The following is a 7,034-nucleotide window of genomic DNA, read 5'->3' on the forward strand; positions in this document are numbered from 1 at the left end:
TAACCGAGTGCCTCCAATCTGGCTTTTAATAAATTTTTCGCCTTTCTGAGCCTTGTTTTTACCGTCCCCTCCGGAATGTGCAGAATTTCCGCTATTTCAGAGATCCGCATATCGGCAGAATAAAACAGGTAAACGGGCAGCTTATATTTCTCAGGCAAAGCGGCAACAACACCTCGTACCGTCTCCAGTTCATTTTGCTGCAAAAGCTCCTGCTCCGGGGAAATGACACTGGCCTGAGCCGGACACTGCCAGCCGGTATCTTCCAGCGCCTCCACACTTTCCATAGGAAGTATGCGGTTTCTGGCGGCGTATTTTCTTCTGCTGTTTTTCCAGAGAAACAAGGCTGTGGATAAGGCATAACTTTTCGTGTGCGGGCCAAGCAGTAATGTATGCTTTTTTTCAGTCAGCTTCAGCATGGTATCCTGATACAGATCGTCTCCTGCCTCGCTTCCGCCGGCAGTCATCCGGCAAAAGCGCAAAATATCACAGCCATATGTAAGGATAAACTGCTCGATTTCATGATCATTCATAAATGGTTATCCTTTTACCTTTCTTCTTTAAGTCGACTTATAAGAATTTTATCTTACACTTATAGAATGTAGTGAAGCACCAAAACGGTTTTCTTTTATATAAATCAGATCCTCTATACCATAACACAGGCAGGCGATTTTGAAATCCCGCTCTTGAAATGCGCCGGAAAATATATTATACTAAACGGGTGTCATACGGCACCCGTATGGAGGAGTACCCAAGCGGCTGAAGGGTCTGGCTTCGAACACCAGTAGGTCGGTAGCACCGGCGCGAGGGTTCAAATCCCTCCTCCTCCGTTTCTTTATAGTAAAAAGCAAGACAGGACGTATCCTGAATTTCCATGATACAGTCCTGTCTTGCTTTTTATTGTCAGTGCTGAATGTCTTTTTATGATACAGGTGTCAGATACCGGTTTATTTGTAACGGACAATTTGGTCAAGTGTATAGAGCTGTGTTTCATTTTCTGCAGCATGAGCCGCAATTTTAGCGTCAAACCCGTTTTCCGAAAATAGCGCATAGTGAAACCTGGCTTTCTCTTTTTCAGGAGCAAGCTTTGCCAGGGTATTAAGATACTCTGAGTAAGAAAATGGCGCTCCCTTGAATTTACACTCTCCAACAAGATATTCCTTTGCCTCTCTGTCTATACCCAGCAGGTCAATCTCAGTTTCTGCCGTCCGCAGACCACCCTGCGCTTTTTCGTCCCGAACCGTGGTCTTACCAAACCATCGTCCCATTTTGGCATATCGGAAAGGCAGTTCATTTTTCTTCTGCATTTCACGCACAAATTCCCGGCAAACATCCTCAAACGCAAAGGCGGCAAACTCATGGAGTGCAGGTTTCACCACATATTCATACACGCCATCCACATCGCCATCCTCAAGCTGAGAGAAATTCGCAAAACCAAAGGCATACCAAAAGCGGAAGAAGTTATCTGTCAGCCGATAGATTCCACGACCCGAATTTCCATATTCTTTAATTTTTGCGTCCACGGAAAACTCCCGCTCCACAATACCCAGTTCCATCAGATTTTTCAAATACACACTGGTTTTGGACGTGTCCTCCACAAGCGATTTCTGACTGATGTCATTCAGCTTTGTGTTGCCGAGTGCCACTGCCTCGATAATAGAGTTATAGATTGGTGTCTCCCGCAGTTCCTGATGGAGCAGAAATTCCACCTCACTGTACAGAATACAGCCCTTTGTCAGAATGTTTTGCTTTATGTTTTCATCTACGGACCGTTTCGGATTCCACTGACGCAGATAATGCGGAATACCGCCGAGAACGGCATAGGCCAGCACCTTATCCCGATCCGAATAATCAGGAAAAAACTTTGCGGCATCGTAGAAGCCCATTTCTCTCATCCTGTAAATGCCTGTGGCTCTCCCATAAAGAGGATTTTTCTCCGACAGCAATTCCTTCTCCATAAAGCTCATGGCGCTGCCGCAGAGAATTATCATTACATTGCTGCTTCGCAGCTCTGCATCCCATAGATTCTGCAGGATAGAGGGAATACTTTTATTTCCACGGCACATATACGGGAATTCGTCAATCACCAGCAGCTTTTTCCGGTCGCCATAGGGCAGATCCTGCACCGCACGAAACGCCTTTTCCCAGTCGGAAAATTCAGAAATGTAGTTCCGTGCCGGAATATTCTCCTTGAGCATCCGGCCCGAAAAGTTACGGAGCTGCACGCGTTCCGTGGTCTGCGTACAGGAAAAGAATACATGCGGCTTATCCTTACAGAATTCACGCAGTGTTTCTGTTTTTCCCACACGCCGTCTGCCATACAGCACAATAAGCTGACCACCGTCCTCCGCGTATTTATCCTGTAAAAATTTCATCTCAGCTTCTCTTCCGACAAACATAGGCGTGCCCTCCCCTTATTATCAAATCGTGATTTGGTAAATCGTGATTTGATAATATTGTACCCATATCCAGATGAAAAATCAAGCGGTTTTCAGGATATCACAAAGAAAGTCTTGCTGCTTTTCTTATTTTAATCTTTCCAGCAGCTCCTGCACCGTCTGGTTGTATACCGGATGCCGCACCCAGGGCGCGATCTGTGCCAACGGAATCAGCACGAAATCCCGCTTGTGCAGTTCGATATGGGGAATATGAAGCTCCTCATCGTCAAGAATCAGATCATCGTACAATAAAATATCCAGATCCAGCGTCCGGGGGCCCCAGTGGATCACGCGGACCCGGTTGGCCTCCTGCTCCAGCTCGTGGAGCCGGTCGAGGAGCTCGTGGGGCGGCAGGATAGTCCGGATCTTCATAACGCTGTTCAGGAATTCATCCTGGTCGGTGTAGCCGTAGGGCTCGGTGGCCAGATAATCGGCCACTGTCTCTACGATACAGCCTTTCGTGAGCTGCAGTCCAAGCACACTCATGTCCAGATAAGCTTTTTTGTCGCCCATATTGGAACCCATGGCGATGTAGGCGGTATGCCAGCCCCGCTCAATGGAGACAGACACAGTCTCCAGGGGCAGTCCCACAGGAGCCCAGGGCTTTTTAATCTCCAGCTCCACCTTTTCCAGGTGGGGAATCTGTAGAAGCATAGCTTCTGCCAGCTGCTCCACCACCGTTTCCAGCAGCTTCCAGGTGTGCTCCTGAACAAATTTTGTGATGAACTGGCTGACCTCGCCGTAATGAATGGAGGCAGTCAAATCGTCCGTCTTCCCCGCCTTCCGGGTGGAGGTGTAAAGGGTTGCGGAAATGATAAATTTCTGTCCCAGCTTATTTTCCTCCGGAAACACGCCGTGATTGGCAAATATTTCCAGGTTTTTGATCTGTATTTTATCCATTTAGTTCTCTCCTGCTCTCAGAATCGCCTCGGTCATCCGGATCGTGCGCTGATTTTCTTTGATGTCGTGAACCCGGACAAAGGCGTACTTTTTCATCACGGCCATCACGGTCGTCACCAGGGTTCCCTCTACTCTCTGATCCGCCGGCAGATCCAGGGTCAGACCGATCACGGATTTACGCGATGTACCAAGCAGCATGGGATATCCCAACTCATGGAATCGCTCCATATGTAAAATGGTCTCCAGATTCTGCTCGTAATTTTTTCCAAAGCCTACGCCCGGATCAAGGATAATCTTATCGTCAGCGATACCCGCTTCCTTCGCAAGCTTTACGCACTCCGCGGTTTCCCGCAGCATATCCGGGTAGAAATCCTGATACTCTGTGTTATTCTTATTGTGCATCAGACAGCAGGCCACTCCGGTGCGGGCGATGAGGTCGGCCATCTCCGGGTCGTATTTGAGCCCCCAGATATCATTAACCAGATCGGCTCCCGCTTCGATGGCTGCGGCTGCCACCTTTGCCTTGTAGGTATCGATGGACACAGGGACATCGAAGCGGGCTTTCACTGCCTCGATGACCGGGGCTACCCTCTCGATTTCCTCCTCTTCGGTAATCTGCTGGTGGCCGGGACGGGTAGACTCGCCGCCGATATCCAGAATGGCGGTGCCCTCGCGGATCATCTCCTCCGCATGGGCCAGCGCTGCGTCCATATGGTTCCATTTGCCGCCGTCGGAAAAGGAATCCGGGGTCACATTCAGGATTCCCATGATATAGGTTTTATTTTTTACGTTGAATTCTTTGGTTCCGATTTTCATACATTTTCACTGTAGCTGTTCTGTGCCCTCGGCGCTCAGCGCTTCCAGTTATCAGGAACAGCCACTCTCCTTTCCGGGTTATAATCGAATCTCCAGGTTCTTTTTTTCCTCCGGCCAGTTACAGTCCGCCTGGGAGGGACACAGAAAGCAGCTCCGCGACAGCTTATCCGCCCGGTAGAACAATCCCGGCAGATCCCTCGCGTCGCTTTGGGTACGATGGCTTCCGATGAGCTTCAGCACTTCGGCGCTCTCGCCTTCCGAAAAACCACAGTCCTGCAAAATGGGCCCGGCCAACATGACGCCTGCTTCGTCGTGGGGCGTCCCATTTTCATATTGAAGGTATCTGCCCATATCGTGCAAAAGTCCGGCCGCATAGATGATTTCCTTATTGGCTTCTACCCCTTGTTCCAGAGCAAGCAGATAAGTCAGGCGGGCCACACTGAGAAAATGCTCCGGCGTATGGCGGCAGAATTCCCGCTCTGCCTCGTAAGCGGTCAGCTTCTCTAATGCCTCCTGATAGGCCGGGTGGTTCCAGATCCGGTTTACGCGCTCCATGCCGCCCATTACTGGCGCACCATGCTCAGAAAGCGGTTCTGCAGCTCAAAATTGTTCTCAAAGCAGCCGGTGGTCACCATGGTGACGGTTTTGCTGCCGGGCTTTTTGATGCCGCGCATGGTCATACACATGTGCTCAGCCTCCAGCATGACGATAACGCCCTGGGGATTCAGGCTTTCCTCCAGCGCATCCGCGATCTGGGACGTAAGCTTCTCCTGAATCTGGGGTCTTCTGGCAAATACATCTACGGTACGGGCCAGCTTGCTTAAGCCTACTACCTTACCGTTCGGTATATACCCGATATGCGCTTTTCCGTAAAAGGGGAGTAAATGATGTTCGCACACGGAATAGAAGGTGATATCCTTCTCTACTACGATGTCATTCCGCTCGACTGTGAATTGTTTTTTCAGATGCACCGACGCATCCTCGTACAGGCCGCCGTAGATCTCAGCGCACATACGCGCAATCCGATCCGGCGTCTCCAATAAACCTTCTCTTGTTACGTCCTCGCCGATTCCCTCCAGCATAAGCTGGACTCCGGCCTTGATTTTCTCATAATCCATCATAAAAACAGCACCTCCAGGCTGTGACAGAACATATGACGAAAATATCCCTTCACAATATGAGACGCTGTTCATTTAATCTTATATTGCTGCAACGGGTGCGGTCTCCATACCGTAAGACGAACTTTTCGTTTCGGCGGCAACTCCCCATCCGCTGAACACTTGACGCATGAAAACCTATTTTGCATATTATTCTATTGTTGTAAATTGTTACCAAAGGGCATTATATCATATACCGTCAGGTCTGTATATAGATTTATATATTGTATACAGGAATTTACCAAATTTTTACCCAGATTACCTATTTAAAATATGACTACGTAACTCCTGAGAAATTCTTAGTAATGCATAAATTTATATCCATCAAACTGTTACATAAAATTACCGCCAGTCCTCTTTATGACTGGCGGTACCTAATGACTCATGCTTCTGTATACACGCTCTCGATGGCCGTCCGCAGATGCTCATAGCACTTCTGCAGGTCGCTCTTTCCCTGCTCGTCCAGGGGCAGCTCCAGTACCCGGTCGATGCCGTTCTTGGAAATGACGCAGGGCAGGCTCATAGCTGCTCCGGTAAGGCCGTACTGTCCCGACAGAACTGTAGAAACCGGCACGACGGATTTCTCGTTGCGGACAATGCTGCCGATCAGACGGCAGGCGCTTAAGGCCACGCCGGAGCTGGTGTAGCCCTTCAGCTCCACGATGTCCAGGCCGATGACCTTCGTATCATGGAGCAGCTTTTCTTTGTCGAGTTTTTCCTTTAATTCAAACTGTTTCTCGAATTCCGAAAATGGCACGCCCACGATGTTCACGGTATTCCAGGGGATAAAGGAGGTGGAGCCGTGCTCGCCCAGCACGAAGCCTGTCACGTTCTTGGCGTCCACGCCGCAGAGGTCGCCCAGCATCTTATTGAAGCGTGCGGTGTCAAGCAAAGTGCCGGTGCCGAAGATCTTATTGGCCGGGTAGTCGAATTTCTTCTGGGCAATGTAGGTCAGGATGTCCAGCGGATTGGACACCACGATGATGATGGCCTCCCGGGTATAGCGGGTGATCTGCTCCATAATATCGTTCATGACGTTGACATTTTTCTCAAGCAGCACCATACGGTCACGGGAATTACCCGGCTGGATGCTGGGACCTGCAGTCACCACGATGATCTGGGCGTCCGCGCACTCCTCGTAGCCGCCCACATGGATATTCGCATTGGCGCTGTAGGCGAACGCCGTGGTGTGGCTGGCGTCCAGCACCTCGCCCAGGGCCTTTTTCTGGTTGCGGTTCACCACCACGATCTCATCCAGGATATTCATCCGCAGAACCGAATTCAAAATCGCGCTTCCCACCTTACCGGCGCCGATGATTACCATTTTTCCATATGAAATTGCCATAGCTACGTCCTCCTCGTATTCTTCTAATCACGAATAGTTTACTGCAATGTGCAGGCTCCGTCAATCAGGGTTTTAAAACAATAAAAGACCCGGAAGGTTCCAGATCTCTTAAACTCAGACATAAAAATAAGCGGGTGATGGGGTGCTAGGTGCCAGTGGCACCTGTTTAGCACCGACCGGAGCGGAGCGGAGAACGAACCGCAGGTTCGATTCACATCACCCTCTTAGTCCTAAAAAGGGCAAAAAAATAGAGCGGGTGATGGGAATCGAACCCACGTATCCAGCTTGGAAGGCTGGTGTTCTACCATTGAACTACACCCGCAAATGAAAAATTATAAGGATGCACCGTGGTCACTAGGCTCGAAAAGACCTCGCCAAGTG

General features: G+C 49.7%; 7 protein-coding genes, 2 tRNA genes and 1 riboswitch. Of the genes, 1 reads left to right on the plus strand and 8 read right to left on the minus strand.

Going from position 1 to position 7,034, the window contains the following annotated elements; all coding sequences use genetic code 11:
- Positions 1-530: RNA polymerase sigma factor (locus ACTRC3_RS11250; RefSeq protein ID WP_440323132.1), on the minus strand; the 530-nt coding region annotated here is incomplete at its 3' end.
- Positions 531-738: 208 nt separating this feature from the next.
- Here ACTRC3_RS11250 and ACTRC3_RS11255 point away from each other — a divergent pair.
- Positions 739-827 (plus strand) — tRNA-Ser (locus ACTRC3_RS11255).
- A 117-nt stretch (positions 828-944) separates the two neighbouring features.
- Here ACTRC3_RS11255 and ACTRC3_RS11260 read toward each other — a convergent pair.
- The 7 genes from ACTRC3_RS11260 to ACTRC3_RS11290 all read right to left on the minus strand — a co-directional run bounded on the left by ACTRC3_RS11260 (position 945) and on the right by ACTRC3_RS11290 (position 6,975).
- Positions 945-2,396: an ATP-binding protein gene (locus tag ACTRC3_RS11260; RefSeq protein WP_349165265.1), complete on the minus strand. Its 1,452-nt coding sequence runs from the start codon at positions 2,394-2,396 to the stop codon at positions 945-947.
- A gap of 126 nt (positions 2,397-2,522) precedes the next feature.
- Entirely contained in the window at positions 2,523-3,335 is an 813-nt protein-coding gene (gene folK, locus ACTRC3_RS11265; RefSeq protein ID WP_440323133.1) for a 2-amino-4-hydroxy-6-hydroxymethyldihydropteridine diphosphokinase, read from the minus strand.
- Positions 3,336-4,151, minus strand: a complete 816-nt coding sequence (gene folP / locus ACTRC3_RS11270) for a dihydropteroate synthase (protein WP_440323134.1) — start codon at positions 4,149-4,151, stop codon at positions 3,336-3,338.
- Positions 4,152-4,229: 78 nt separating this feature from the next.
- Positions 4,230-4,715, minus strand: coding sequence for an HD domain-containing protein (locus tag ACTRC3_RS11275; protein ID WP_440323135.1), 486 nt, complete (start codon positions 4,713-4,715; stop codon positions 4,230-4,232).
- Positions 4,715-5,272: a GTP cyclohydrolase I FolE gene (gene folE, locus ACTRC3_RS11280; protein WP_440323136.1), complete on the minus strand. Its 558-nt coding sequence runs from the start codon at positions 5,270-5,272 to the stop codon at positions 4,715-4,717. Before folE ends, ACTRC3_RS11275 begins: the two co-directional genes overlap by 1 nt.
- Positions 5,273-5,359: 87 nt before the next feature.
- Positions 5,360-5,456, minus strand: a riboswitch (THF riboswitch).
- A gap of 234 nt (positions 5,457-5,690) precedes the next feature.
- Positions 5,691-6,653, minus strand: coding sequence for an L-lactate dehydrogenase (locus tag ACTRC3_RS11285; protein WP_349165270.1), 963 nt, complete (start codon positions 6,651-6,653; stop codon positions 5,691-5,693).
- A gap of 251 nt (positions 6,654-6,904) precedes the next feature.
- Positions 6,905-6,975, minus strand: a tRNA-Gly gene (locus tag ACTRC3_RS11290).
- Positions 6,976-7,034: the final 59 nt, after the last annotated feature.

Source organism: Laedolimicola sp., from assembly GCF_051972735.1.
In the GTDB taxonomy this organism is placed as follows: Bacteria; Bacillota; Clostridia; order Lachnospirales; family Lachnospiraceae; genus Laedolimicola; species Laedolimicola intestinihominis.